Raw genomic sequence first — 23,660 nt, forward strand, 5'->3', positions numbered from 1 at the left:
TATTTTGACAATACTTATTATAATTTAAAGACTAGTGTTTTTATTACTAAATTGCAAAAACCATATATTACAGAATGAAAATACTAGTTGTAGACGATCATGTTATTTTAAGAAAAGGACTTATTAGAATTCTTAAAACAGACTACAAAGCGTATGAATTTGTTGAAGCTTCAAATGGTGTTGGTGCAATTTCGGTTTTATTAGAAAATGACGATATAGCTTTAGTGTTATCAGATTTATCAATGCATGTAATGAATGGTATTGAGATGTTAAAGCAAATGAAAATTCTTAATATAAAAGTACCTGTAATTATGTTAACAATGCACAGTGAAGATCATTATGCAATAAGAGCGTTAAAGGCAGGAGTTTATGGTTTTCTAAATAAAGATATTAAACCAGCCGAATTAAAAGCTGCTATAGACAAAGTACTTACAGGGAAAAAACATATTACAGATAGATTAGCAGATCTTTTGTCTGATAGGATTTCTAATGATTTAAATGATGATTTAATAGCTTTACTATCTGATAGAGAAATGGAGGTTGTAAGACTTATTGCTACTGGAAAAACAGTTTCTGAAATTGCTACAGAAATAGGTTTAGGTGTAAGTACAGTAAGTACATACAGAACAAGAATACTAAAAAAATTAAACTTAAAAAATAATGCAGAAATAGTGATATACGCTTTAGAACATGATCTAAAGTAGTTAGGTGTAGTAGAAAAACTACATAATAATTATAAGTATTACTACAGCATTATTCTAACTAAGTAAGTTAATTTGTAGAAGTTTGTTTTAAATAGCTAAACTATGTTATGTTATTCTAATAATAACTTTCTTCATTATAGTTTAGCTTTAGGGATAAGTTAATTTAGATACAAACTATTTAAAGGTAAATAAAAGCCATTAGCTATTTAGGGATATTTGCGCTAATGGCTTTACTATTTTTTACAAAAGCGATTTAATTTTATAGGTGTCGTTATTTGTACTACAAAAGAAATCATAAGCCAACTACATTAACATAGGTTATTAAATAGAATCTTTGCATAAAGTTTTTGTGCCCAAATTTTATGTATATATATAGATAGATTAATAGCAAATGGTATAAAAACAAAATGAATCTCTTGATTCTTAAAAAAGCCACTGTTAGTATTATGGAGAGTTTTACTACAGTGGTATTTTTTATAATTAAAGTTTTTAAGTGATATGTTTTAAGTAATATTTATGTAGTTCTTCTGCGCTAGCTCCAAACCATTTCTTTACATAAATAGTCCAAAAATGATACTGTAATTTCCATATGCCATTGTCTTTATAACGTCTTGCAGATGTTGTAAGCCATTGTTGTATAACAACAAATTCATTAATTGCGTAAAGCTTATTAATCAAGTCATTGTCTTCGTAAATGGTGAATTTTTCATTAAAACAACCTAACGTTTCAAATAATGTTTTAGTTATAAATTGACTTTGATCTCCTCCACGACAAGCACGCCAGCTAAACTTTGTTAACCAACTAGCTAAACGTAGCCACCAATGCGAATGGTCAAATTTCATTTTAAAACAACCCGCTAAATTGTTGTTTTTAACCTCGTTTATAATAAACTCATCATAACGATGAGGAGGATAAGAATCTGCATGTAAAAAATAAAGAATTTTACTTTTAGCAGCTTTAGCACCAACATTCATTTGCTTAGCTCTTCCTTTTGGAGACGTTAATAAAGTAATACTTAAATCTAAACTTTTAATAATGCTTTGAGATCCATCTGTGCTTCCTCCATCTACAACTATAATTTCTGATATGTTTTCTAATGAAGCATTATCTATTAAATGATAAAGTAAATCTTTAATAGTATCCGCTTCATTCAAAATTGGAATAATAATAGAGATCTTATCTTTTTTCATAAACTAAAACAATAAATATTTTATATTAAGATTTAGATGCAACCCATTTGTTTACTAATTCTTCTAAAATAGTTAGCGGTACAGGACCGTTTGTTAAAACAACATCATGAAATTCTCTAATGTCAAATTTATTCCCTAATGACTTTTTAGCTTGCTCGCGGAGTGCTAATATCTTGTTCATACCTATTTTATATGCTGTAGCTTGGCTAGCCATCACGATATGGCGTTCTACCATTTTTACAGCATCGTTTTTAGCATTTGGTGTGTTAGTTGTATAATAGTTAATACCTTCTTCTCTAGTCCATTTTTTAGCATGAATTCCTGTATCTACAACTAATCTACAGGCTCTCCATAATTCCATTGCTAAACGGCCAAAATCTGAATATGGATCACTATACATACCTACTTCTTTTGGTAAATATTCATTATATAAACCCCAACCTTCAATATACGCTGTGTAGCCTCCTAATTTTCTAAACATAGGCACATCTTCTAGCTCTTGAGCAATAGAGAGTTGCATATGATGTCCAGGAATACCTTCATGATAAGCTAAGGCTTCCATTTGGTAAGATGGCATAGACTTCATGTCGTATAAATTAGCGTAGTAACGGCCAGGTCTACTACCATCTGGTGTGCCTCTTTGGTAGAATGCTTTGCCCGCACTTTTTTCTCTAAAAGCTTCAACTGCTTTTACTTCTATATCTGCTTTTGGTCTTGTAATAAACAACTCATCTAACTTAGATTTCATAGTATCTATTAATGCTACTGCATCTTTTAAATATGCTGCTTTACCTTCATTTGTTTCTGGATAATAAAATTGTTTGTCTTCTCTCATAAATTTAAAGAAGTCTTGTAAGTCTCCTTTAAAATTTACTGTATTCATAATAACTCGCATTTCATCATGAATTCTTTTAACTTCATTAAGTCCTAACTCATGAATTTCATTAGCAGTCATAGTTGTAGTAGTTGTTCTCTGTAATGCATTATTATAAAAAGCTTCTCCGTTTGGAAATTTCCAAACACCATCTTCTGTTGTAGCATCTTTTTGATGAGTTTCTAAAAGAGAAATAAGAGAGGAGAAAGCAGGTTTTACATTATTAAGTAACGCTGTAGAAGCAGTTTTAATCAAGTCGTTTTTTTCTATATCCGAAATGTCAAGAGTATTAACTTTAGTTTTAAAGTCATTTAATAAAGTACTTTCTTCTTTAGAATTATCAAAAGGTAACCCAGTTATTATGTTTTTAGAATCATCAATTATTTTTTCAAAAACAAATTTTGGTGGTAGAATCCCTTTTTCCTTCCTAGTGTTAAGTTGTTCTTCTATAGTAGCGAACAGTAATTTCATATTATTTAATCTAGAAATATAAGCTTCTGCATCTGATGTATTTGAAATAGAATGCATATTTATTAAAAAAGCAGGTATTTCGGCTTGTGCCCCATGCATTTGGTTTAATGGGTAATTATGGAACCTATATTTAAAGTCTGAAATGTTATTTTCTAGATTCTGTTTGGCAAGTTTATAGCTAAGTAAAGTACTTTCGTTAAGTAAAGAGGTATCCACTGAATCTTTTAAAAAGGCTAATCTTTTTTTACTTTTTTCTAGCTCTTTTTGGGCGTTAGCATCCGAATAGTCATCCCATTTACCATAATCTTTAGTTTTTTGTCCTAGTCTAGTTTGCATCATCGGTGACTCGGCAACATCTTCTTCAAATGTTTTTTGAAATACATCGTTAAGTTTCTTCGATTCAATAGCTATTAAATCTGAATTACTAACTTCTGATTTTGATTCTTTTTTACAAGAATTTATAAATAACAATCCTATAAAAAAGAATAATAATTTTGAAAATTTCATAAAGTAAATGATTTGATGTTTATAATGATAACTTACTACAAAGCATAATATGATTATAGCGTTTAATTATTCGTTTAAATCCCAATTATAATCTTTAAAACTTTTTTTTGCTTTATTAGAAACGCTAATATCAGAATAGTTATTTATAAAATCAATAATAGAGCCTCTGGTTTTAAAATCTTTAGCAAACCATTTAAAGATTTTAGAAAGTTTAATATTGTTCTCTGAAATATTATTACGTTGCGAATCACTTAAAAATTCTTTAGTGGCATTGGTAAGTAAGCTTTCTAAATTAGAAGCAGTAAACGCCTTGTTTTGTAGTTTAGGACAAGAAAATGAAGCGCAAACTATACCAAAATGGATACGAGGTTCGTTCATTTTACGAAGTATTTGATGTTCTATCTCATCTAAATTATACCACTTGCTACCTAACTTCCATAAGCGTTGTTTCCAAGGATCTTTAATGTCTTTTATGCTTTGTATAGGATAATTTCTAACAATAAGATCAATAGTCATAGCATTGTATGCATTAATCCAATAGGCTAGTTTATCTTCTTTACTCCATGTGTTAGTTGGCATATTCTTGCTTAAAGAAGAAATGTAATTTGTTAATGATTTTCTATTGCTTTTAAAACCTTTATAATTTACGTTTCCTTTTTTAGTAACATAGGTGTTAAGTAAAGTATTCCATGAAGTATGGTTAAATGCTTCTGGACTAGCAATAATAGTCTCAGGCTCTTTAATTTTAATAACGTCAACAGGTGCTGGTGTCTCTACTTTTATAATTTCTTCTTCTACAACATCTTGTTCGGTTTCTTGAATTGGTGTTTCAATTGTTTCAGGAGCTTTTGTGTTTTCGCTTACAACTTGTGCAACTTCCTTTTTAGGAGTATTTTGTACTACTCGTTTTGTACTACAACAAGAAGACAGTATTATAGCTATTAAAAATAGTGTTAAGTATTTCATTTTTTATTTAGAGGATATAATTCTTGACTAATAAAATCTTTTGGAAATGTTTCATCGTTTTTAAAGCCTAATTCTATATCTCTTCCATCTCGAGGAATATAATTGGTTTTAAAAAGATAGTCCCAAATGCTTAGTGTTAGTCCGTAATTAACGCCAAACCTTTCGTTTTCTGGTAAATCTTTAGCATGATGCCATATATGCATTTTAGGATTGTTAAATATGTATTTTAAAAACCCATAATCCCAACCTAAATTCGCATGATTTAAATGTCCTACTGTAATAGCAAAAAAGTGAACAATAGCAACATGTTGCGCGTCGAATCCGCCAATAATGGCAATAGGAATATAAAGTAATGATTTATATACTATTGGTTCCATCCAGTGGTAACGTAAATGAGCAGCAAAACCCATTTCTTTAACACTGTGATGTACTTTATGAAAGTTCCATAAAAAAGGAATACGATGTAATAAACGATGTGTATTCCATTGTGTGAAATCACTAACAATAAAAAAGATAAATAAACCTAGCCATAAAGGTAAATTGTCTACATCAAAAAGTTGAAAGCTTGAGATGGATAGGCCTACTATGCTTAAAAGATCATTAAAAAAAGTAGCTGTTGTATTTGTCAATGCAATTAAAACGATAAGATTTAAAATGAAAAAGTTAAAGAACATATAAAAAGTATCTAGCCAAAAGTCTTTTCTAAAAATCGATTGGTTTTTACGCCATGGGAAAGCAATTTCTAGTACCCAAACCAATAATGAAATAACAATTAAACCATAAAAAAAGTTATCCCAATGATTGATAGCGATAATTTCATTTTTAAGATAATTCCAATAACCAGAATAAGAATTCTTAATGATATCTATATATTTGTCCATATAAAATATTAGGTCGTATGCTTATTGTAAAAATAACATATTTTAGAGCTAGTATTTATATATAATAATTCATTTAACAGATAGTGGTATGCGTAAAATAGATAGTTTATTAAGCGAGTATGGAGAAAGTCATCAAACAAAATTTAATAAAATAGTACATTATTTTTGTGTTCCTGCTATTTTTTTTAGCCTTATAGGTTTGTTGGCTAGTATACCAACTGGAGGTTTTTTACAAGATAGTGTTCCAGCATGGATGGCGCCGCATATGCATTTGGGAACTGTAATAATTATTTTGGGACTATTATATTATTTACGTTTATCTGTAGTGCTTTTTATAGGAATGGTTTTATTTTCCGTATTAGTACTCTTCGGAATTTATTCTATAAGTAAATTAGATATTGCTCCACTATGGGTTATTATGATTGCAATATTTATTGTAGCATGGATTGTTCAATTTATTGGGCATAACCATGAAGGTAAAAAACCATCGTTTTTAAAAGACGTTCAGTTTTTAATGATAGGTCCAGCTTGGACTATGAGTCATTTGTTTGAAGCACTAAAAATTAAGTTTTAAAGTACTGTTTCTAGAGTTTTAAATATTAAAGCACTTATAATAGCAGCCATTGGTAAGGTTAGTAACCATGATAATAATATCTTACCAATCATTTTGTAATCGGCTTTTTTAGTTACAGTACCAATTCCAAAAATCGATCCAACAGATACATGAGTTGTAGATACAGGCATACCATGAATACTTGCAGTAGTTACCAGTAGTCCAGTAATTAAATTTGCTGTAAATCCTTGGCCAGAGTTCATAGGAGTGATTTTTTTACTCATTGTTATACCTACTTTTTTTGAGTTTATTAAACCTCCAGCTCCCATAATTATAGCTATAATTATCATACTCCATTTAATATCAATCGTGTTTATTATTAAAAGTAGTCCTACTATTTTAGGCGTATCGTTTAAGCCTCTAGCAAAACTTACAATACCAGCACTTAAATAATGTAAGCTATCTAATAGTTTTTGAGATTTGAGCCCGAAAATTTGTCCTTCGTATGTCTCAATAGTATTATTTATAGATGCGCTTATTATTGTTTTTGTTTTTAGAGAAGCAGAATCCATAGACATTGCATTAACAGTAGGAACTTGATTTTCATGAATGCTTAGTTTTGTTTTTTTAGTAACACCTAATTGTTTTCTAAAAAATCTAAAAATAATATATGCTATAAAGCTTACTACTGCTGCCATTAATGGGCTTACAATTAATGGCATTAAAAAAGTGTTTCCTAGTTTTTCAAAATTAAATTGAGAGCCTACTGCCATGACACCAGCTCCAAATAAAGCCCCAACAAGACTATGAGTAGTAGAAATTGGCATTCCTATTTTTGTAGCAATAAATACTGTTACAGCAGCTCCAAGGGCAATGGAAATAGCAAAAACGGGCATGGTTATTAATTCATTTGGAACTAATCCCTTTCCAGAAAAATTCTTTACTAATTCATTTGCTAAAAAAATGGCAGCTATAGATCCTGAAAAAGTTGTAATAGTTGCCCAGTTAATTGCTTTTTTGAAATTTGTAGTACCGCTTCCAAAAAGAGTAGCTACTCCTTTAAAATTATCATTGGCGCCATTACTATAAGCTAAAAAACAAGCAGAAATAAATAGAAGAATTAAAATCATATGATTAGAGATTTAGTACTCTTTTTTGACGTAATCTCTACTATATACTTACTATGCTTTTTTGAATTTAATGTTAAAAAAAAGAGCTTCTTAATTAAGAAGCTCTTTTTTATTTTCTAATATTTATTAGCAACATCCGCCACCATCATAATGGTAAGTAGATTCACTAATAAAAATATCGTCTCTTCCTAAATTTGCGATATCGCCTGCAGTTTTGTCGCAAATGGCTATAGGTTGATTTTTAAGTAAAACATGTCCTTTTTTATCATCAAAGAAATCTTCTTCTCCATAATAAATGGCAGCTTTACCAGTAAAAATACATGGTCCGTCTTCTGGCATAGGGTCTTTAATGGCAGCTACTTCAATAGATTCGATATAGATTAATTCATCTGTTGGATAATTTTTGGGATCTAAAATACGGTATGGCTTTCTTGCGCGAATTTCTATAGTTCCAAAACCGGCATCGGTTAAAGCTTTAACATATTCTGCAATAGGTAGACTGCCACTTAAACACAGTGCACGAAGTCTATCATCATTGCGTAATGTCTCATTCATTGGTTGTTCGCATGTAGGATCACTCATTACTAATCTTCCATGTGGTTTTAATACACGGTACATTTCATCAATTGCTTTTTTTAAATCTTCAGCTTTAAAGATATTAAACAAGCAGTTTTGAGCAGCAACATCAATAGAATTGTCTTCTACAGGTAAGTTTAGTGCATCCCCTTTTTTAAGATCTACAAAATCACTTTTAAACCAATCGTTTTGTGCTTCAGCTTCTATAAAGTTTTTACGAGAGGCTTCAAGCATTTCATCTACAACATCAACACCAATAACACCTCCTTTTTGTCTATTAAAATAAGAGAATTGTAATAATTCCATTCCGCCGCCAACGCCAACATATAGCATTTTGGGATTATTAGTTAAATCACGTGCATTAACAGTGCTACCACAGCCATAGTTCATCTCCTGCATGATTCTAGGGATTTTTAATCCTGGCAATTCCCATATTGGGTTAGTTGTACAACATAATCCTACATCTGGTGTTAATGCAGCTTCTTTATATAAATCATTTGTGGCATTTAAATAGCTCATATCCTATTTTATAATATTTTTATTAATTCTTTAAAAAGTGTAATCATGTCTGGTTCTGCTTTAGCAGCCATTGCAATAATTTCACCTATATTAACTGGTTTTAGATTACTTGGGTCGCATTCATCTGTTAAAACTGACACCGCAGCTGCTTTTAATTTTAAATGATTTGCAACAATAATCTCTGGAACAGTACTCATGCCTACAGCATCTGCACCAATAATTTTTAGCATTCTATATTCTGCTCTTGTTTCAAGCTGAGGTCCAACGACACTTGCATAAACACCTTTATGTAATTTAATATTATTGTTTTTTGCAATATCTTCAATAGCAGTATTAATGTCTTTATTATATGGAGCGCTCATATCTGTAAAACGTTCTCCAAAAGCTTCAACATTATTAAATGCTAAAGGAGAACTTCCTTGTAGGTTGATATGGTCATCTATAAGCATCAATTCGCCTTTTTTGAAGTCTAAATTTACAGCTCCAGCTGCATTAGAAACTAATAAGGTTTTTATGCCTAGTTTTTCCATTATTCTAACAGGATACGTTACATCTTGTAATGAGTAACCTTCATATAAATGAAAACGTCCTTGCATAACAACGACGTTTTTACCTGCGATCTCACCAAAAATGAGTTTGCCTTTATGAAATTCTACAGTTGCTGTAGGAAAATGTGGAATATGATTATAACTAACTTCTTTTATAATATTAATATGATTCGTTAGTTGGCCTAAACCTGTTCCTAATATAATTCCTATTTCTGGGTTTTCAAATCCTTTACTTTTTAAATACTCAACTGTTTTTTCAATCTGTTTTATCATTTAATCTATTGCTTTACAAGCTTTTTTGTAATGCTATTACCACCAGCTTTTATTTGTGTCAAATATACGCCAGTTTTTAATGATGATAAATTAATTGTTTGTTTTCTTAATGAAGAATTTTTTGTTTGTAATACTTTTTTTCCTAGAACATTATAAACTTCAATACTTAATTCTAATTGCTTGTCATTATTAACTGTAATAACATCACTTGCAGGGTTAGGATGAAAATTTACTGCATTTAATAATGTGTTTTCTTCAACACTTAATACGTTACAATCTGGGCCTGTGTTAGCACCTAATGTTACATGTCCCCATCGTTCATTAATTATTATGCATTGTATAACAATATAATTATAAGTATCTAGTTCTGCATTTGCAGCTGCAGGAATAGTAAAAGACATCATGCCAGTAATTGGAGATACTCCTGGACCTCCAAATCCACCAGCATCATTTTCAAGTGGAGAAACCGATACTTCAAGAGCGTCAGAGTTTGTTGCTAAGATATCATCAGTTTTAGACAGGTATACTCTTAAATCTGCTCCTTGAACAGTAGCAAAATCTGCTTCAAAAATAACCTCTTTAGTCCCACTTGTAGTAAAAGTAATATTTCCAGTTCCACTAATACTATAAGCTGGGTCACTTTGAACAAATGTTCCAGATCTTGAACATTGCGCATTTGTAAATTGAAAAGAAACAGCAAATAATGCTGCAAATAAAAGTAGTTTTGTTTTCATAATAATGTGTTTATTTTTTGAATATTACTCTATATACGATTTAAAGGCCTCGTAAGGTTTTAAATCTTCGACATAATCTATGTCGTTAAGAGTTTCTAAAACATACACATTATTATTAATTAATTTTGAAATTGTTTGTTGGTATACTGTTTCTGTGCCCCAGTTTTCTATTTTAAAAACAGATGGATGTAGTGTTTTCATACCTAATAAGTAGTATCCACCATCTTCAGCAGGGCCAATAACGTTGTCGTGATCGTCTAATTTTTGAAAGGCTTTATTGATGATTTCTTGATTTAGATCATATAAATCACTTCCTACTATTATTATTTTTTCATAGCCTTTTTTAAAACCATTTATGAAAGCATTTTGCATGCGCTCACCTAAATCATCTCCAAATTGTTGATACTTTTGATAGATATCAGGGTTCCATATGTCATTTTCTCTAATTTTTACAGAATAATAAACCGCTTTATCACAATTAAGATTTCTTAAAACATTTTCTGTATGTTTAAGTAATATTTTATAAACTTCTAATGCAGAAACTTCACCTATACTTTTAGCTAGTCTTGATTTTACTTTCCCTAGTTCAGGATTTCTAGTAAAAGTTATAATGAGATTTTTGTTATTCAAAATAATTTAGGCTTTTCAATCTTTATTTTTTTTCAGCGACTTCTTTTTCATAGACTTTAATGCCTTTTTTTAGCCACTTACTCCAATCTTTATTGAAAGTATGTATACTATCGGTTTCTTTATTCGAAGTGTTATAAACTGAGAAGTTTTTATTTTTCCATTCAAAAATACCTCCGTAAAGGTTTTCAACATTTGTATAGCCTACTGCTTTTAATCTTTCAGCAATAGTTTCAGATCTAATACCTAATGAGCAATACACAACGATTTTTTGATTTTTATTTGGAAGTTGGGTAGTTACAGAATCTAAGTTAAAATTGTCATAGCCAACGCAAATAGCACCTTTTAAATGGCTAACATTAAATTCTTTAGGTTCACGAGAATCAAGTAGAATAACATCTTTTGTCTTTGGCATTGCTAGCTCTTCGGCCGAAATATAAGGAACGCCATTATCATTATATTGTTTTAATAATTTTTCTAGAGTATTTTGAGAATAGCTAACACTAGAAATTAAAACTAATAAGTATAAAATAATACGTCTCATAACAAAAATATTGAAAATTAATTAGGCAACAACACCTTGACAACTACTGCCAGCTCCTGCTGTACAGCCATAACAATGTTGAGAAATAACGATATTTCTACCTTCTAATAGTTCTTCTTTGTATTCGCTAATATGTTTTGCTTTACTATTAACTGGCAGTTCTAACATTTGATTAAAATCACAATCAAATAAATAACCATCCCAACTAACAGAAAGTGTATTAGTGCACATAACGTTTTTAACTGCTTCAGGATTATAAGCTTCTACTAAAGCATACATATAATCTTCATAATTTTCTGATGCAATTAAATAATCTAAAAATCTTGAAATTGGTAGGTTCGTTATTGCAAATAAATTATGAAATTGAATGCCAAAGTCTTCTATTAAAGCTTTTTTAAAGTCTTTTTCCATAGCCATTTGGTCTCCTGGTAAAAAAGCACCACTTGGATTATAGACTAAGTCAAGTTTTAAATTACTGTCTGGCATACCATAACCACGATCATTTAATTCTTGTAAAGCTTTTATAGACATATCAAAAACGCCTTCACCTCTTTGCTTGTCTGTTTTTCCTCTTGTCCAATGTGGCATAGATGACACAACATGTATATTATGTTTCTTAAAAAAATCAGGCAAGTCATAATACTTTTTGTTAGCTCTAATAATGGTTAAATTAGAACGTACAATAAAATCTTTTATTCCAATTTTAGAAGCTTCTTCAACAAACCATCTAAAATTTGGATTCATTTCTGGCGCACCACCTGTTAAATCTAATGTATGCGCTCCAGTAGTTTTAATAACATCTAGAATTTGTTGCATGGTCTCACGTGTCATGATTTCTTTTCTATCTGGACCTGCATCTACATGACAATGTTCACATACTTGATTGCACATATAGCCTACATTAATCTGTAATATTTCTAGTTTTCTTGCTTTTAATGGAAACTGATCTGTTTTAGATATTTGACTTTTAAATGTAGGTAGTTCTCCACTTTGAAATATACCATTAGATAAAATTTCTAATTGTTTATTACTATTTGCTAAATGGCTATCACGTTTCTGTAGTGATTGGGTTTTTAATTTCGTCATTTCTTATTTTGACTATTCTATAATTAGATAGTTTTAACCATCTAATTTATTTACTTTATTCATCATTTGTACACCATGTACTAATGTTGCTCCACTTTTAATAGCAGCACCAACATGTATGGCTTCCATCATTTCTTCTTTAGTAACACCACGTTGTAACCCATCTTTAGTATAAGCATCAATACAATACGGACACTGTTCTGTATGCGCTACAGCTAATGCTATTAATGATTTTTCTCTAGCAGTTAAAGCACCTTCTTCAAATACTTTGCCATAGTATTCAAAAAACTTACTTCCTAAAGCCTCGCTCCACTCCGTGATTTTACCAAACTTCCTCAAATCCGCCGGATCGTAATATGTTTTTGACATAAGATTATAAATTTTCAGCTAAGGTATAAATCTAATTGAATTAGTCGAAAAGATTAATAATACTTAACAGAATCTTTAAAAATAGGGTTTTAAATTTTTAACTTTGGCACCGAAAAATATAAAATTATGGATAGTTCTTTTTCTATTATTACAATATTAGTCGTGCTTTCGGCTGCTTTTGGATATATTAATGTTCGTTTTTTAAAGCTACCAAATACAATAGGACTAATGTTGATTACCATTCTTTTTACATTAGGAGTTTTTGGATTAAGCTATTTTGACGATACATTACTTGAAGCAGAACTTAGTATTATAAATCAAATTGATTTTAAAACAGTCTTATTAGATGTAATGTTAAGTTTTCTATTGTTTGCAGGTGCTTTGCATACTAATTTTCAGCAATTAAAAATACAGCGTTGGCCAGTTTTAGTCTTTTCTACTTTTGGGGTTTTATTATCTACATTTTTAGTAGGTGGAGCCGTTTTCTTTTTTCTTAAATTAATTGGGTTAGATATAGCTTTTATTTACTGTTTATTATTTGGAGCATTAATATCTCCTACAGATCCTATTGCGGTTTTAGGAATCTTAAAAAAAGCAGGAGTGCCTAAAAAATTAGAAGCTAAAATTGTTGGAGAATCACTCTTTAATGATGGTGTTGGCGTTGTAGTATTTTTAACTATTTTTCAAATTGCAAAAGTTGGAACAGGCGAGATAGAAGCTTTAAATGTATTTAAATTGTTTGGCCAAGAAGTGTTTGGTGGTATTCTCTTAGGAGGCATTCTAGGTTGGATAACTTATAGACTAATGAAATCTATAGATGATTATGATATTGAAGTGATTATTACTTTAGCTGCTGTTATGGGTGGGACAGTTATTGCCCATAAACTTCATTTATCAGCTCCATTAGCAATGGTAACAGCAGGCTTGGTTGTAGGTAATGATACTGTGAGAGGCACGGCAATGAGTGAGATAACCGAAAGTTATGTGGATAAATTTTGGGAGCTTATAGACATATTATTAAATACCATCTTATTTGTTTTAATAGGAATGGAAATGTTAGTGCTTACCTTTAAAATGGAGTATGTTTTAGCTGGTTTAATAGCTATTCCTGTTGTTTTAGCTTGTCGTTATCTGTCTTTATTATTACCAATAAACTTATTTAAAAAGAAATTAAAATTTGTTCCCAAAACGAATCTTATAATGACTTGGGGTGGATTACGAGGAGGAATATCTATTGCTCTAGCATTGGGTCTAACCGATGCAATGAATAGAGATTTATTCTTAGTTATTACCTATATAGTTGTTGTCTTTTCAATCCTAGTACAAGGATTAACAGTTGGAAAGTTAGTTAAGAAAGTAGAAGTGAAGTAAAATTAAAATAATGGATTTAACTAAAAAACTAGAGTCAAATCCATTACCCGCTATTAATCACAATATATATCTATATTGATGATGTGTTTATACTGTAGGCCTACCTTTAAGACGCTTTTCTATTTTACGCTTTTTTTCTGTTAAGCGTTTCATCATGTCCATGAGTTTTGCATCTTTATTTTTTTTATATATTTCATTAATGCCCAATATTAATGCTTTTGCTTTTCTTGAAGCTACCACACGATCACTTGTTGACATATGGCTCATCTTAGATTTTTCAAACTCCAGAGCTTCTATTAAAATATCCATATAATTAAATTGTTTAACTTTTTATAAAAATAATTAAACATTTTAACATTATTACTAATAAAATCATAAAATTAACTTATAAGTCGATTGTTAAAGCTAATGGAGAGAAATGGTTAGCATAAAAGCGATTTATCAAAATTGTTTTTGCGAAGTTATTTCTAGTAGATTATTACAATACATTTATGTTTATATGAGTCTAATTTTTATAGAAATAGGTGTTTTTCCCCCTGTAGAAAAGGGTAAAATCCTTCTTAAGATATTTGTTTGTTAGGTGGAAAATATACAATTTTACATCTATAAATCAATAGGTTATATAATTGTCCATATGGATCAAACTGCTACGTTTTTAAAATATTTCTCTATTGGCGATGATGCTTTTGTTTCAAAAATCTCCAAACTTATTTATGCTTGCGAGTGTTCAGAAAATTTAATGATAAGTGTTTATAATATAGATAAGAAATGCTTTCTATATCATAATAAGAAGTTTGAAAAAAATATTGGTAACTATTATAACGCATTACTTCATGAAGATTTAAATTTTTGGTTTTCTATGATTATGGTAGATGAGGTATTAGAAATAAAATATAAACTTTTTAGTTTTTTAAAAACTCAAGCAGATCAAGACTCACTTACACTTAGATATACGGTAATCAATCAGCAAGGAAAAGAAATGTTTTTAAAACATGAAATTTCACTTTATAAAATGGAACAAGAAAGAATACTAGTAAACTATTTTTTTGATATATCTGATAAAAAACAAATTGAAAGATGTATAAAGCCATGTGATAGTATTAATAACTATAATCATATAAAAAAAACTAAGGCACTCATTTCGCCTAGAGAGAAAGAAGTATTAAGATTAATTGCTGATGGTTTTTCTTCAAAACAAATTGCTCATCAACTTTTTATAAGTAATCACACTGCAATTTCTCACCGTAAGCATTTAATTGAAAAATTTAAAGTAAAAAATACGGCTCAGCTTATTAAAGAAGCTTCTAAAATTATGGAGTTATAGATTTTTAATACTAAACTCAATAAAATCCCCATTTTTAGGGATTGATTTGAAATCTATTTTTTAAGAGCTTAGTATCAGCGCGTTTGGGTAAGTAAATAGCGTAAAATAACCAACCTCTTTTAGTTTAGAATATGATAAATAAAGCTTTATCTTTTATAGAAGATCAAACTAATTTGTATTTGCAAGGTTTGCTTGGAGCATCAACATTAAAGTATGCCGTTTTAGGAAATATTGCAAATATTTTAGACAATGGCGATACTACTAATTCTCAGAATACTACAGGAGTAGTAATTACTTTAGTTAACATTGAAGAGGATCGTATTTCTAAAAGCCCAGATGGTGTTTACCGTCAATTAGATGGTGTAATAAAAACGAACCCAAGAATTCCACTTAATTTATATGTATTGTTCTCTATTAATATGAATAGTTATACAACAGCTTTAAGTAGGATTTCTAATGTAATTCAATGTTTTCAAAGCACAAATTTTTTCACAAGAGACACATTTCCTTCTCTTGATTCTGGTATCGAAAAACTGCATATGGAATTGTACACTATGAATTTCGAACAAGTCAATCATTTATGGAGTACACTTGGAGGTAAATACCTTCCTTCTGTCTTGTATAAAATGAGGATGGTTGTAATTGCAGATCAAGATAATCAAACGGGAGCTGGATTAATACAAGAAATAATCACAAATAAAAATGTCATTTAAAAGAACTTTAATTAAATAATTATGCGATACTCGCTCATTTTTACTATAGAACTTGAACACGATTATTATTCGGTAACAACTCCTTCGTTGTTACGAATTGTTCCTACTGTAAAGACGAGAAAGATATTAATTGGTGCAGGTTTAATTGTAAAGTTTTTTCAAAATAAACTTTATGTATTAGTTAAACATATAGATGATACAATACCACTTCTAAAATTGAGTAACGATTTTAAACTTCAATTTTTTATTGAAATTATTGACTCTAATTTTTCAAGTATAACGAACTATACTTCAATAGATCCATATAATGTTAAATTATATTTCAGCAATACAAATTCTATTATTGATGGAAATAATAAATCTATAGATAATATTCTTTTTCTAAATGAAAAACTCCCAATATTTGATGCAACTCAGGCATATGCATATAATGATTTAGTGCGTAACGGATCTGATGTAGCTTATGAGTGTTTAAAAAAAGTAGATGCAAATACAGGTAATCTAAATGATGATGAACAATTTAGGGAGTTAGAAGAAGTGAGTTATGTTACTTCAGAGACAGCAATACGATTTACTGGAACAGCCACAACAATATCATTAAATAATCCTTCGACGACAATTGAGATAACTTATTATAAGTATAATATTATCACTAATGACTTTGATATTGAATTGAAAAAAACAACTATTGGTATTATCGAAAACCCTACAGAAGATATAATAAATAAAGTGTCTCTTAATTTCTTAGATGAGTTAAATATACCTTTTCAGGAAGGTATATACCGAGTAACAATAAATTCTCAAGAAGAATATTTTTATTTCAGGTTAGAAAACGATTGGCAGCCTTATATAGGACTTATTAATATTCACAATAATAGTCTTGCTACCGAGGATGAATATCGCATTTTAAAAGAAGATGGAAGCTTCTACACCATTGCTCCAGAAAATACAGAAATAGAAGTTCGAAATTATAAAATCAGATTTGCGCCAGCTCAATATTTGCTAAAATATGTATGTAAAACAAATTTAGTAACCGATATCGTTGATGACGATGGAAATATTGAATTTGATAATCTAGGAGGAAACATCTTTCGAAGTAGACTTCCTGTAAGAATGAATGAACAGGCAATAGATACTATATCTGTAACCTATACAGGATCAGATGCATTAAAAAAAACAAAAGTACCAGGACATCGAGAGTTATCAATTCTTGATGATGAAAATAAATATATAGTAAGTGAAACATTTTTGAATCTATAGAATAACTAAAATCATAAATTATGGCCACAGTTTTTAAAACACCAGGTGTATATGTTGAGGAAATACCAAAATTACCACCATCGGTTGCTCAAGTAGAAACCGCAATTCCAGCCTTTGTAGGTTATACGGAAAAAGCAGAAAAAAGAGGAGAATCTCTTCATTTAATACCTACTCGTATTTCATCTCTTATAGAGTATAGAAATTATTATGGTAATGACAACCCGGTAAATGAAATAGATGTGGTTGTAGATGAGAACAATAATTTTGCAGTAGATAGTATTGATATTGCTAATACAGAGAGGTATCTCTTGTATGATAGTTTACGTTTGTTTTTTGATAACGGCGGTGGAGATTGTTATATAGTATCTGTAGGAACTTATGGAACAGCTCCAGTCTACGGAGATGAAAATGATAGTGCAAGTCCAGGATTAAGAAGTGGAGTAAAGGCTCTAGAAAAATATGACGAACCAACTATTATTCTGTTTCCAGACGCAATAAATGTTGTCGTTAATGGAAATGATGATCCAGGTTTTTATAGTCTACAACAAATGGCCTTACAGCAATGTGCAAAGTTGCAAGATAGAGTGGGACTTTTCGATTTAAAAGAGAATATTACAGGCTCAGATTTGGATGAAGCTATTTCTAATTATAGAAATAATATTGGAATAAATGATCTTAAATATGGTGCTGTTTATACACCTAGAATTGTATCAACCTATCCTAGAAAAGTTAATATCAGTGATTTTAGGGATAACATCGAAGATACAGGAACTAATCCAATAACATTAAATGATCTGTCATCAGATGCAGAACACTTATCCTTAATTGAAGCTTATGATGCGGCAGCAGCGAATTCAACTTTAGTAGCAGACCATATTACTTCTTTAAAAACAGCAAACGAAACAACAGGTGCATTATTACCAATTGGTACAGAAGCAACAACATTAAAAGAAAAGTTTTTAATATATAAAAGAGCTGTAGATAGTGCTAGCGATTCTGTAGCTGTATTACCTGCAATTCAAGCACTTTTCTCGTTTAGTAGAAATTCATTAATGGTATTTCAAGATATTTATGAAGAATTAGACGCTTCTAGTTCAGTAGCTATGGATATTAATTCTTATGCAATTTCAAATAATTTATGGCGAGGCGCTATAAACGATTTAGTAGCAATCGATAAAAATACAGATGTCATGGCATTAAATGCATTATCTCCTATTGCTAATGTCTATGCCGAATATGTCGATGGAGATGGAGATAATGTTATTCCGGCGAGTCAAACATGGGTAGGATCTACTTTAGCTTCTATTACAGCTTCAATAAAGGATTATGGAGATAATACGGATACAGGGGAACATGTTTTTATGGCAAAACAAATGGCTAATGATGTATTAGGAGCCTATGAAAAGCTTATTGCTTTTGCAGATACAGTAACTAATGCAGCGAATAGTTATACAAAAGCAGCTCAAGATGCTCTGTATGAAAAGCATTCAGTTATTAGCAATATTGTAAAAAATATTGAAAAGACTCTTAATACGTTGCCTCCTAGTGGACCAATGGCTGGCATATATGCTAAAGTTGATAATGCACGAGGTGTATGGAAAGCTCCTGCAAATGTAAGTGTGTCTTCGGTTAGTCAGCCATCAGTTCAAATAAGCCATGAAGAGCAGGCCAATATTAATGTAGATGCAGTAGCAGGAAAATCAATTAATGCTATTAGAAGTTTTACAGGAAAAGGGACTGTAGTTTGGGGAGCTAGAACATTGGCAGGAAATGATAATGAATGGAGATATATAAGTGTAAGGCGTTTCTTTAATATGGTTGAAGAAAGCTGTAAAAAATCTACAGAACCTTTTGTTTTTGAACCAAATGATGCTAATACATGGATTAAAGTACAAACTATGATTGAAAATTTCTTGACAAATTTATGGCGTCAAGGCGCGTTGCAAGGCGCAAAACCTGAACACGCATTTTATGTTGCCGTTGGTTTAGGAAAAACGATGTCTGCTGTAGACATATTAGAAGGAAAGATGATTGTTGAAATAGGAATGGCAGTAGTAAGACCTGCAGAGTTTATTATCCTGCAATTTTCTCATAAACTGGCAGAATCTTAATTTTTTAAAATCGCAAAGAGAATTTATAACTAAATAATAATAATTATGGAAAATTATCCTTTACCAAAGTTTCATTTTAAAGTAGAATGGGGTGGAAACAAAGTTGGCTTTAGTGAGGTTTCAGGGCTTGACTTTCAAACAGATGTTATTGAGTATAGACATGGTGATAGTCCGGAGTTTCACAAGATTAAAATGCCTGGTATGCAAAAATATAGTAATGTCACTTTAAAAAGAGGGACGTTTACTGAAGATTTTGATTTTCATGAGTGGGTTAATTCAATAAACATGACTACTGTAGAACGAAGAGATCTCACTATTAGTCTATTAAATGAAAATCATGAACCCGTTGTATCCTGGAAAATTAAAAACGCATTTCCTATAAAATGGCAACCTAGTGATATGAAGGCAGATGGAAATGAAGTTGCTATCGAGACTTTAGAAATAGCTCATGAAGGAATGACATTGGCAGGTAGATAACAATTAAATAAAAATGAGTGGCTAAAGTAGATTTACATACTGCTGGAGGATATTTTCCTCCTGTAGGGTTTCATTTTAAAGTAGAGTTTATCAATGTTGGAAATGACAATGATGTTCGCTTTCAAAGTGTTGGAGGACTAAATATGGAGTTGGAAGTAGAAAGTATTAAAGAAGGTGGGCAAAACCTCTTTGAGCATAAAATTCCTGGTCGAAGTAAGTTTTCAGACCTCACATTAAAAAGAGGGCTTCTCTTAGATTCTGAAGTTATTAAGTGGTTTAAAGATGCATTATATGATAAAGAGTATAAACCCATTTCTATGAATATTCATTTGCTAAATAATGAACATAAACCATTATTAACATGGAAAGTGTTTAGAGCATGGCCAAGAAAATGGAGTGTTAGTGATCTTAACTCTACCGACAATTCAATTATGGTAGAAACATTAGAAATAGCATATAATTATTTTAAAGTAGACAAAGGATAATGGCTTTAAGTATTAAAAATTTAAAAGTAAATGTTTCGGTAAATCAGGCACGTTCTGAAGGTGGAGAAGGTAGTAGCACGCCTGTTTCTGAACAGAGCACAGAAAAGAAAATGGATGCCGAAAAAATTGCAAAAGATGTAATTGAACAGATAATTCAAATTATCAATAGTAAAACTGAAAGATAATGGCTCTAGGTAAAATTGAGAAGCTTAAGATTATTGCATTTAAGAATGCCGATTATTCAGATTCACCTTCTGAGCAACAAACCTTTACCGCTATGTTAAATCCAGAAACGTATGATCTGGATTATAAAATTGAATATCAGGATGGTCAAGGACAAGGGACAAGTAGTTCTCAACAGCGTTTTACTGTCTCTAAACCAAACGAAATGAGTTTTGAGTTTTTAATTGATAGTTATGGAATACTAGACGATAATCCACGAGAATCTATTGAAGATGATATTACAGAATTAAGAGATCTTTTATTAAAATATGAAGGAGACATACATGAACCTAAACATTTTCAAGTATTATGGGGAAGCTTATTATTTAAAGGAAGATGTACTGGTTTAAACATTAATTTTAAATTATTCAATCCAGATGGAAAACCAACTAGAGCTATTTGTAAAGTTACTTTTACAGGTAGTATAGAAGATAATTTACGAACAGCAGAAGAGCGTCGTGAATCTCCAGATATGACACATTATCGTTTAATAAAATCGGGAGATACATTACCTATGTTGTGTTTTAAAATTTACGGAAGTTCTAGTTATTATCTTCAAGTTGCAAAAGTAAATAAACTTTCAAGTTTTAGAGAGCTGTCACCTGGAGACCAAATTTTCTTTCCTCCAATCGAAAAAAATACACCTGTGGCATGAGTGAAGTAAACACAATACCAAGTACGCAGCCTAAATCGGTTTCAACCTTTACTATACTTCTAGATGGTAATAAGTTGTCCGAGCAATTTAAGGTATTAAGTATTGTAGTCGAAAAAGAAATTAATACGATTACCAAAGCGACAATTTTATTTCAAGATGGTTCTGCTGCAGAGCAAGGCTTTCCAGCTAGTAATAGTGAAGAGCTCATTCCGGGAAAATCAATAGAAATACTAGCAGGTTATCAAAATGACGAGGAGACAATCTTTAAAGGTATTACAATAAAACATAGTATTAAAGTAAGGAAAAGTGTTTCTGTTTTAGTTATCGAATGTCGACACGAAGCTATTAAAATGACAACTCAATTAAAGAGCAACTATTTTCATGATTTGAAGGATAATGAGGTGGCAGATCAATTATGCAATGATTACGGTTTAAGTTTAGATAGTGATACTTCTGAAATAACAAACAAGAAACTCGTACAATTTAATTGTACAGATTGGGACTTTATGGCTTGTAGAGCAGAAGAAAATGGTTTTTGGATAACTACAGAGGCTGGAACTAATGTAGGCTTTAAATCTCCAGATTTTTCTCAAGACCCCATTCTTACATTAGCATATGGAGCTACGATAAAAGAATTAGATGCAGAAATTGATTCTAGATATCAATATGAAGTTTTAAAATCAATTAGCTGGAATCCAGCAGATCAAGAAGCAATAACTACTGAAGCTAAGGATCCAAATGTTCCAGCTGTTGGAAATATAGCAGCATCTAATTTAGCCGAGGCTACTGGTAATTCTCAATTAGAATTACGCCATACAGCCTTAGGAGAAGCAGAATTACAAGTTTGGGCAGATAGTATATTTAAAAAACAGCGTTTGGCAAAAATACGAGGTACACTAAAAATTGACGGTACTCAGCTCCCTTTGCCGGGGCAATTAATAGCATTGGAAAATGTAGGTGAACGGTTTGAAGGTAAAGTAATGGTTTCTGGGGTAAGACATCATATAGAAAAAGGTAATTGGGAAACCTTTATTCAGTTTGGTCTTCCTATGGAGCGTTTTGCAGAAAAATTTGTATTAGAACAACCTAAGGCGGCAGCCTTATTGCCAGCAGTACAAGGATTGCATATTGGAGTAGTAACAAGTTTGGAAGACCCAGATGGAGAAGAAAGAATTCAAGTAAGACTTCCAATGGTGCATGATAGTGACGAAGGCGCATGGATGCGACTATGCTCACTAGATGCTGGAAATGAGAGAGGTTGGGTCTTTAGACCAGAAGTAGGTGACGAGGTAATTACTGGGTTTTTAAATACTGATCCTCGATTTGGTGTGATTCTCGGTAAAGTACATAGTAGTAAAAATCCAGCTCCTTTTCCTGCTGCAAACGATAATCCTGAAAAAGGATATCAATCTCTAGAGAAATTAAAATTATTATTTGACGATAGTAAGAAATCTATCTTATTAGAAACACCTGGTGGACATAAACTTTTGTTTAATGACGATGATACTAGTATTACCCTAGAAGATAGTAATGGCAATAAAATAATTATGAATGATAGTGGAATTGAAATTGAAAGTATAAAAGACCTTAAAGTAAAAGCCTCGGTAGATCTTAAAATGGAATCTGGTTCTAATGCAGAACTTAAGGGTGGAACTATGACTAAAGTTGAAGGAGGCACTGGAGCCGAATTGTCATCTGGAGGATCAACAGCTGTTAAAGGAAGTATGGTACAATTAAATTAATAATTATGGGAGCGCCAGGAGCAAGAATAGGAGATCTTCATGTATGTCCAATGGTAACGGGAATAGTTCCGCATGTTGGTGGACCTATTTCATTAGGAGCTGCTACAGTAACTATAGCTGGTGTTCCAGCTGCTAGGGTAGGAGATATGTGTACTTGTGTTGGACCACCAGATACAATATTAGCTGGTTCGTCAACTGTTATGATTGAAGGTATGCCTGCTGCTAGATTAGGAGACTCAACAAGTCATGGAGGAACAATTGTTTTGGGAGCACTCAACGTATTAATAGGATAAAATATACAATATGAATAATGCGCAAGATTTTATTGGAGTAGGTTGGAGTTTTCCTCCCGAATTTAATCGTGAAACCGGTGAGGTTGAGACAACCAAATTGTATGATGATATTCAAAAGAGTTTAGAGATTCTTTTAACAACAAGACCAGGAGAACGTGTCATGCAACCTAAATATGGCTGCCATATGGAGCCTCTTTTATTTGAATCATTAGATACAGGTACTAAAACAATGATTAAGGAACGCATTAGAACTTCCATCTTATATTTTGAACCACGAATTGAGGCAAAGAAAATAACGTTAGATGATTCTAATCAAAATGAAGGCGTCTTGCTCATCTCTATTGAATATATAGTGAGTGCAACTAATAGTAGATTCAATTTTGTTTTTCCTTTTTACAGCTCGGAAGCAACAGAAATAAATAATGAAACCAACAACCACCCTTTAGCTATATAA

The 23,660-nt window shown here is 31.1% G+C and carries 27 protein-coding genes; 14 read left to right on the forward strand and 13 right to left on the reverse strand.

Going from position 1 to position 23,660, the window contains the following annotated elements; genetic code table 11:
* Positions 1–74: 74 nt before the first annotated feature.
* Positions 75–704, forward strand: a complete 630-nt coding sequence (locus Q0997_RS04735; RefSeq protein ID WP_299885289.1) for a response regulator transcription factor — start codon at positions 75–77, stop codon at positions 702–704.
* A 489-nt stretch (positions 705–1,193) separates the two neighbouring features.
* Here the strand turns inward: Q0997_RS04735 and Q0997_RS04740 are convergent, their stop codons facing one another.
* From Q0997_RS04740 to Q0997_RS04755, 4 genes are all read right to left on the reverse strand, one after another.
* Entirely contained in the window at positions 1,194–1,895 is a 702-nt protein-coding gene (locus tag Q0997_RS04740; protein WP_299885292.1) for a TIGR04283 family arsenosugar biosynthesis glycosyltransferase, read from the reverse strand.
* A gap of 25 nt (positions 1,896–1,920) precedes the next feature.
* Positions 1,921–3,747: a DUF885 family protein gene (locus Q0997_RS04745; RefSeq protein ID WP_299885295.1), complete on the reverse strand. Its 1,827-nt coding sequence runs from the start codon at positions 3,745–3,747 to the stop codon at positions 1,921–1,923.
* A 66-nt stretch (positions 3,748–3,813) separates the two neighbouring features.
* The gene (locus Q0997_RS04750; protein WP_299885297.1) at positions 3,814–4,713 is read right to left on the reverse strand and encodes a DUF547 domain-containing protein; all 900 of its coding nucleotides are present in this window, start codon (positions 4,711–4,713) and stop codon (positions 3,814–3,816) included.
* Positions 4,710–5,594 carry a sterol desaturase family protein gene (locus tag Q0997_RS04755; protein ID WP_299885300.1) on the reverse strand — a complete coding sequence of 295 codons (885 nt, stop codon included), beginning with the start codon at positions 5,592–5,594 and terminating at the stop codon, positions 4,710–4,712. The genes Q0997_RS04750 and Q0997_RS04755 overlap by 4 nt, the downstream gene beginning before the upstream one ends.
* An 88-nt stretch (positions 5,595–5,682) precedes the next feature.
* Here Q0997_RS04755 and Q0997_RS04760 point away from each other — a divergent pair, with 88 nt between their 5' ends.
* Entirely contained in the window at positions 5,683–6,168 is a 486-nt protein-coding gene (locus tag Q0997_RS04760; RefSeq protein ID WP_299885302.1) for a DUF962 domain-containing protein, read from the forward strand.
* Here Q0997_RS04760 and Q0997_RS04765 read toward each other — a convergent pair.
* From Q0997_RS04765 to Q0997_RS04800, 8 genes are all read right to left on the reverse strand, one after another.
* Positions 6,165–7,277 carry an inorganic phosphate transporter gene (locus Q0997_RS04765; protein ID WP_299885305.1) on the reverse strand — a complete coding sequence of 371 codons (1,113 nt, stop codon included), beginning with the start codon at positions 7,275–7,277 and terminating at the stop codon, positions 6,165–6,167. The genes Q0997_RS04760 and Q0997_RS04765 overlap by 4 nt on opposite strands.
* 126 nt (positions 7,278–7,403) lie before the next feature.
* Positions 7,404–8,372 (reverse strand): arsenosugar biosynthesis arsenite methyltransferase ArsM, encoded by a 969-nt coding sequence (gene arsM / locus Q0997_RS04770; RefSeq protein ID WP_299885308.1) that lies wholly within the window; start codon positions 8,370–8,372, stop codon positions 7,404–7,406.
* An 8-nt stretch (positions 8,373–8,380) separates the two neighbouring features.
* Positions 8,381–9,193 carry a purine-nucleoside phosphorylase gene (locus Q0997_RS04775; RefSeq protein WP_299885310.1) on the reverse strand — a complete coding sequence of 271 codons (813 nt, stop codon included), beginning with the start codon at positions 9,191–9,193 and terminating at the stop codon, positions 8,381–8,383.
* Between the two features lie 5 nt (positions 9,194–9,198).
* The gene (locus tag Q0997_RS04780) at positions 9,199–9,927 is read right to left on the reverse strand and encodes a T9SS type A sorting domain-containing protein (protein WP_299885313.1); all 729 of its coding nucleotides are present in this window, start codon (positions 9,925–9,927) and stop codon (positions 9,199–9,201) included.
* A 24-nt stretch (positions 9,928–9,951) separates the two neighbouring features.
* The gene (locus Q0997_RS04785; protein ID WP_367180200.1) at positions 9,952–10,557 is read right to left on the reverse strand and encodes a TIGR04282 family arsenosugar biosynthesis glycosyltransferase; all 606 of its coding nucleotides are present in this window, start codon (positions 10,555–10,557) and stop codon (positions 9,952–9,954) included.
* A 22-nt stretch (positions 10,558–10,579) separates the two neighbouring features.
* The gene (locus Q0997_RS04790) at positions 10,580–11,098 is read right to left on the reverse strand and encodes a rhodanese-like domain-containing protein (RefSeq protein WP_299885317.1); all 519 of its coding nucleotides are present in this window, start codon (positions 11,096–11,098) and stop codon (positions 10,580–10,582) included.
* Between the two features lie 21 nt (positions 11,099–11,119).
* Complete coding sequence (arsS, locus tag Q0997_RS04795; protein ID WP_299885320.1) at positions 11,120–12,184, reverse strand: arsenosugar biosynthesis radical SAM (seleno)protein ArsS; 1,065 nt, start codon at positions 12,182–12,184, stop codon at positions 11,120–11,122.
* A gap of 33 nt (positions 12,185–12,217) precedes the next feature.
* Positions 12,218–12,553, reverse strand: coding sequence for an arsenosugar biosynthesis-associated peroxidase-like protein (locus Q0997_RS04800; protein ID WP_299885323.1), 336 nt, complete (start codon positions 12,551–12,553; stop codon positions 12,218–12,220).
* A 126-nt stretch (positions 12,554–12,679) separates the two neighbouring features.
* Between Q0997_RS04800 and Q0997_RS04805 the strand changes: the two genes are divergently transcribed.
* Positions 12,680–13,924 carry a sodium:proton antiporter gene (locus Q0997_RS04805; RefSeq protein ID WP_299885326.1) on the forward strand — a complete coding sequence of 415 codons (1,245 nt, stop codon included), beginning with the start codon at positions 12,680–12,682 and terminating at the stop codon, positions 13,922–13,924.
* A gap of 87 nt (positions 13,925–14,011) precedes the next feature.
* Here Q0997_RS04805 and Q0997_RS04810 read toward each other — a convergent pair whose 3' ends face one another.
* The gene (locus Q0997_RS04810; RefSeq protein ID WP_299885329.1) at positions 14,012–14,233 is read right to left on the reverse strand and encodes a hypothetical protein; all 222 of its coding nucleotides are present in this window, start codon (positions 14,231–14,233) and stop codon (positions 14,012–14,014) included.
* 325 nt (positions 14,234–14,558) lie between these two features.
* On the opposite strand from Q0997_RS04810, the gene Q0997_RS04815 reads away from it, so the two are divergent.
* From Q0997_RS04815 to Q0997_RS04865, 11 genes are all read left to right on the forward strand, one after another.
* Entirely contained in the window at positions 14,559–15,248 is a 690-nt protein-coding gene (locus Q0997_RS04815; RefSeq protein ID WP_299885332.1) for a response regulator transcription factor, read from the forward strand.
* 131 nt (positions 15,249–15,379) lie between these two features.
* Positions 15,380–15,961 carry a DUF4255 domain-containing protein gene (locus Q0997_RS04820; RefSeq protein WP_299885334.1) on the forward strand — a complete coding sequence of 194 codons (582 nt, stop codon included), beginning with the start codon at positions 15,380–15,382 and terminating at the stop codon, positions 15,959–15,961.
* Positions 15,962–15,982: 21 nt separating this feature from the next.
* Entirely contained in the window at positions 15,983–17,221 is a 1,239-nt protein-coding gene (locus tag Q0997_RS04825) for a hypothetical protein (protein WP_299885337.1), read from the forward strand.
* 20 nt (positions 17,222–17,241) lie between these two features.
* Positions 17,242–19,332, forward strand: coding sequence for a phage tail sheath C-terminal domain-containing protein (locus Q0997_RS04830; RefSeq protein WP_299885339.1), 2,091 nt, complete (start codon positions 17,242–17,244; stop codon positions 19,330–19,332).
* A 45-nt stretch (positions 19,333–19,377) separates the two neighbouring features.
* A complete protein-coding gene (locus Q0997_RS04835) occupies positions 19,378–19,809 on the forward strand; it encodes a phage tail protein (RefSeq protein ID WP_299885342.1) in 432 nt (143 codons plus the stop codon).
* Positions 19,810–19,826: 17 nt separating this feature from the next.
* Positions 19,827–20,294 carry a phage tail protein gene (locus Q0997_RS04840; protein WP_299885345.1) on the forward strand — a complete coding sequence of 156 codons (468 nt, stop codon included), beginning with the start codon at positions 19,827–19,829 and terminating at the stop codon, positions 20,292–20,294.
* Positions 20,294–20,479, forward strand: coding sequence for a hypothetical protein (locus Q0997_RS04845; RefSeq protein WP_299885348.1), 186 nt, complete (start codon positions 20,294–20,296; stop codon positions 20,477–20,479). Before Q0997_RS04840 ends, Q0997_RS04845 begins: the two co-directional genes overlap by 1 nt.
* On the forward strand, positions 20,479–21,171 hold the full coding sequence (locus tag Q0997_RS04850; protein WP_299885350.1) for a LysM peptidoglycan-binding domain-containing protein: 693 nt from the start codon (positions 20,479–20,481) through the stop codon (positions 21,169–21,171). Before Q0997_RS04845 ends, Q0997_RS04850 begins: the two co-directional genes overlap by 1 nt.
* Positions 21,168–22,913 (forward strand): type VI secretion system tip protein VgrG, encoded by a 1,746-nt coding sequence (vgrG, locus tag Q0997_RS04855; RefSeq protein ID WP_299885353.1) that lies wholly within the window; start codon positions 21,168–21,170, stop codon positions 22,911–22,913. Before Q0997_RS04850 ends, vgrG begins: the two co-directional genes overlap by 4 nt.
* A 5-nt stretch (positions 22,914–22,918) precedes the next feature.
* Positions 22,919–23,206 (forward strand): PAAR domain-containing protein, encoded by a 288-nt coding sequence (locus tag Q0997_RS04860; RefSeq protein ID WP_299885355.1) that lies wholly within the window; start codon positions 22,919–22,921, stop codon positions 23,204–23,206.
* A 10-nt stretch (positions 23,207–23,216) separates the two neighbouring features.
* Positions 23,217–23,660 carry a GPW/gp25 family protein gene (locus Q0997_RS04865; protein ID WP_299885358.1) on the forward strand — a complete coding sequence of 148 codons (444 nt, stop codon included), beginning with the start codon at positions 23,217–23,219 and terminating at the stop codon, positions 23,658–23,660.

This window comes from uncultured Lacinutrix sp., assembly GCF_947500325.1.
In the GTDB taxonomy this organism is placed as follows: Bacteria; Bacteroidota; Bacteroidia; order Flavobacteriales; family Flavobacteriaceae; genus Lacinutrix.

Bases quoted from the DNA above. Each gene is read 5' to 3' on its own strand.
- Q0997_RS04735 (WP_299885289.1), top strand. From the start codon at position 75: ATGAAAATACTAGTTGTAGACGATCATGTTATTTTAAGAAAAGGACTT.
- Q0997_RS04740 (WP_299885292.1), bottom strand. From the start codon at position 1,895: ATGAAAAAAGATAAGATCTCTATTATTATTCCAATTTTGAATGAAGCG.
- Q0997_RS04745 (WP_299885295.1), bottom strand. From the start codon at position 3,747: ATGAAATTTTCAAAATTATTATTCTTTTTTATAGGATTGTTATTTATA.
- Q0997_RS04750 (WP_299885297.1), bottom strand. From the start codon at position 4,713: ATGAAATACTTAACACTATTTTTAATAGCTATAATACTGTCTTCTTGT.
- Q0997_RS04755 (WP_299885300.1), bottom strand. From the start codon at position 5,594: ATGGACAAATATATAGATATCATTAAGAATTCTTATTCTGGTTATTGG.
- Q0997_RS04760 (WP_299885302.1), top strand. From the start codon at position 5,683: ATGCGTAAAATAGATAGTTTATTAAGCGAGTATGGAGAAAGTCATCAA.
- Q0997_RS04765 (WP_299885305.1), bottom strand. From the start codon at position 7,277: ATGATTTTAATTCTTCTATTTATTTCTGCTTGTTTTTTAGCTTATAGT.
- arsM (WP_299885308.1), bottom strand. From the start codon at position 8,372: ATGAGCTATTTAAATGCCACAAATGATTTATATAAAGAAGCTGCATTA.
- Q0997_RS04775 (WP_299885310.1), bottom strand. From the start codon at position 9,193: ATGATAAAACAGATTGAAAAAACAGTTGAGTATTTAAAAAGTAAAGGA.
- Q0997_RS04780 (WP_299885313.1), bottom strand. From the start codon at position 9,927: ATGAAAACAAAACTACTTTTATTTGCAGCATTATTTGCTGTTTCTTTT.
- Q0997_RS04790 (WP_299885317.1), bottom strand. From the start codon at position 11,098: ATGAGACGTATTATTTTATACTTATTAGTTTTAATTTCTAGTGTTAGC.
- arsS (WP_299885320.1), bottom strand. From the start codon at position 12,184: ATGACGAAATTAAAAACCCAATCACTACAGAAACGTGATAGCCATTTA.
- Q0997_RS04800 (WP_299885323.1), bottom strand. From the start codon at position 12,553: ATGTCAAAAACATATTACGATCCGGCGGATTTGAGGAAGTTTGGTAAA.
- Q0997_RS04805 (WP_299885326.1), top strand. From the start codon at position 12,680: ATGGATAGTTCTTTTTCTATTATTACAATATTAGTCGTGCTTTCGGCT.
- Q0997_RS04810 (WP_299885329.1), bottom strand. From the start codon at position 14,233: ATGGATATTTTAATAGAAGCTCTGGAGTTTGAAAAATCTAAGATGAGC.
- Q0997_RS04815 (WP_299885332.1), top strand. From the start codon at position 14,559: ATGGATCAAACTGCTACGTTTTTAAAATATTTCTCTATTGGCGATGAT.
- Q0997_RS04820 (WP_299885334.1), top strand. From the start codon at position 15,380: ATGATAAATAAAGCTTTATCTTTTATAGAAGATCAAACTAATTTGTAT.
- Q0997_RS04825 (WP_299885337.1), top strand. From the start codon at position 15,983: ATGCGATACTCGCTCATTTTTACTATAGAACTTGAACACGATTATTAT.
- Q0997_RS04830 (WP_299885339.1), top strand. From the start codon at position 17,242: ATGGCCACAGTTTTTAAAACACCAGGTGTATATGTTGAGGAAATACCA.
- Q0997_RS04835 (WP_299885342.1), top strand. From the start codon at position 19,378: ATGGAAAATTATCCTTTACCAAAGTTTCATTTTAAAGTAGAATGGGGT.
- Q0997_RS04845 (WP_299885348.1), top strand. From the start codon at position 20,294: ATGGCTTTAAGTATTAAAAATTTAAAAGTAAATGTTTCGGTAAATCAG.
- Q0997_RS04850 (WP_299885350.1), top strand. From the start codon at position 20,479: ATGGCTCTAGGTAAAATTGAGAAGCTTAAGATTATTGCATTTAAGAAT.
- vgrG (WP_299885353.1), top strand. From the start codon at position 21,168: ATGAGTGAAGTAAACACAATACCAAGTACGCAGCCTAAATCGGTTTCA.
- Q0997_RS04860 (WP_299885355.1), top strand. From the start codon at position 22,919: ATGGGAGCGCCAGGAGCAAGAATAGGAGATCTTCATGTATGTCCAATG.
- Q0997_RS04865 (WP_299885358.1), top strand. From the start codon at position 23,217: ATGAATAATGCGCAAGATTTTATTGGAGTAGGTTGGAGTTTTCCTCCC.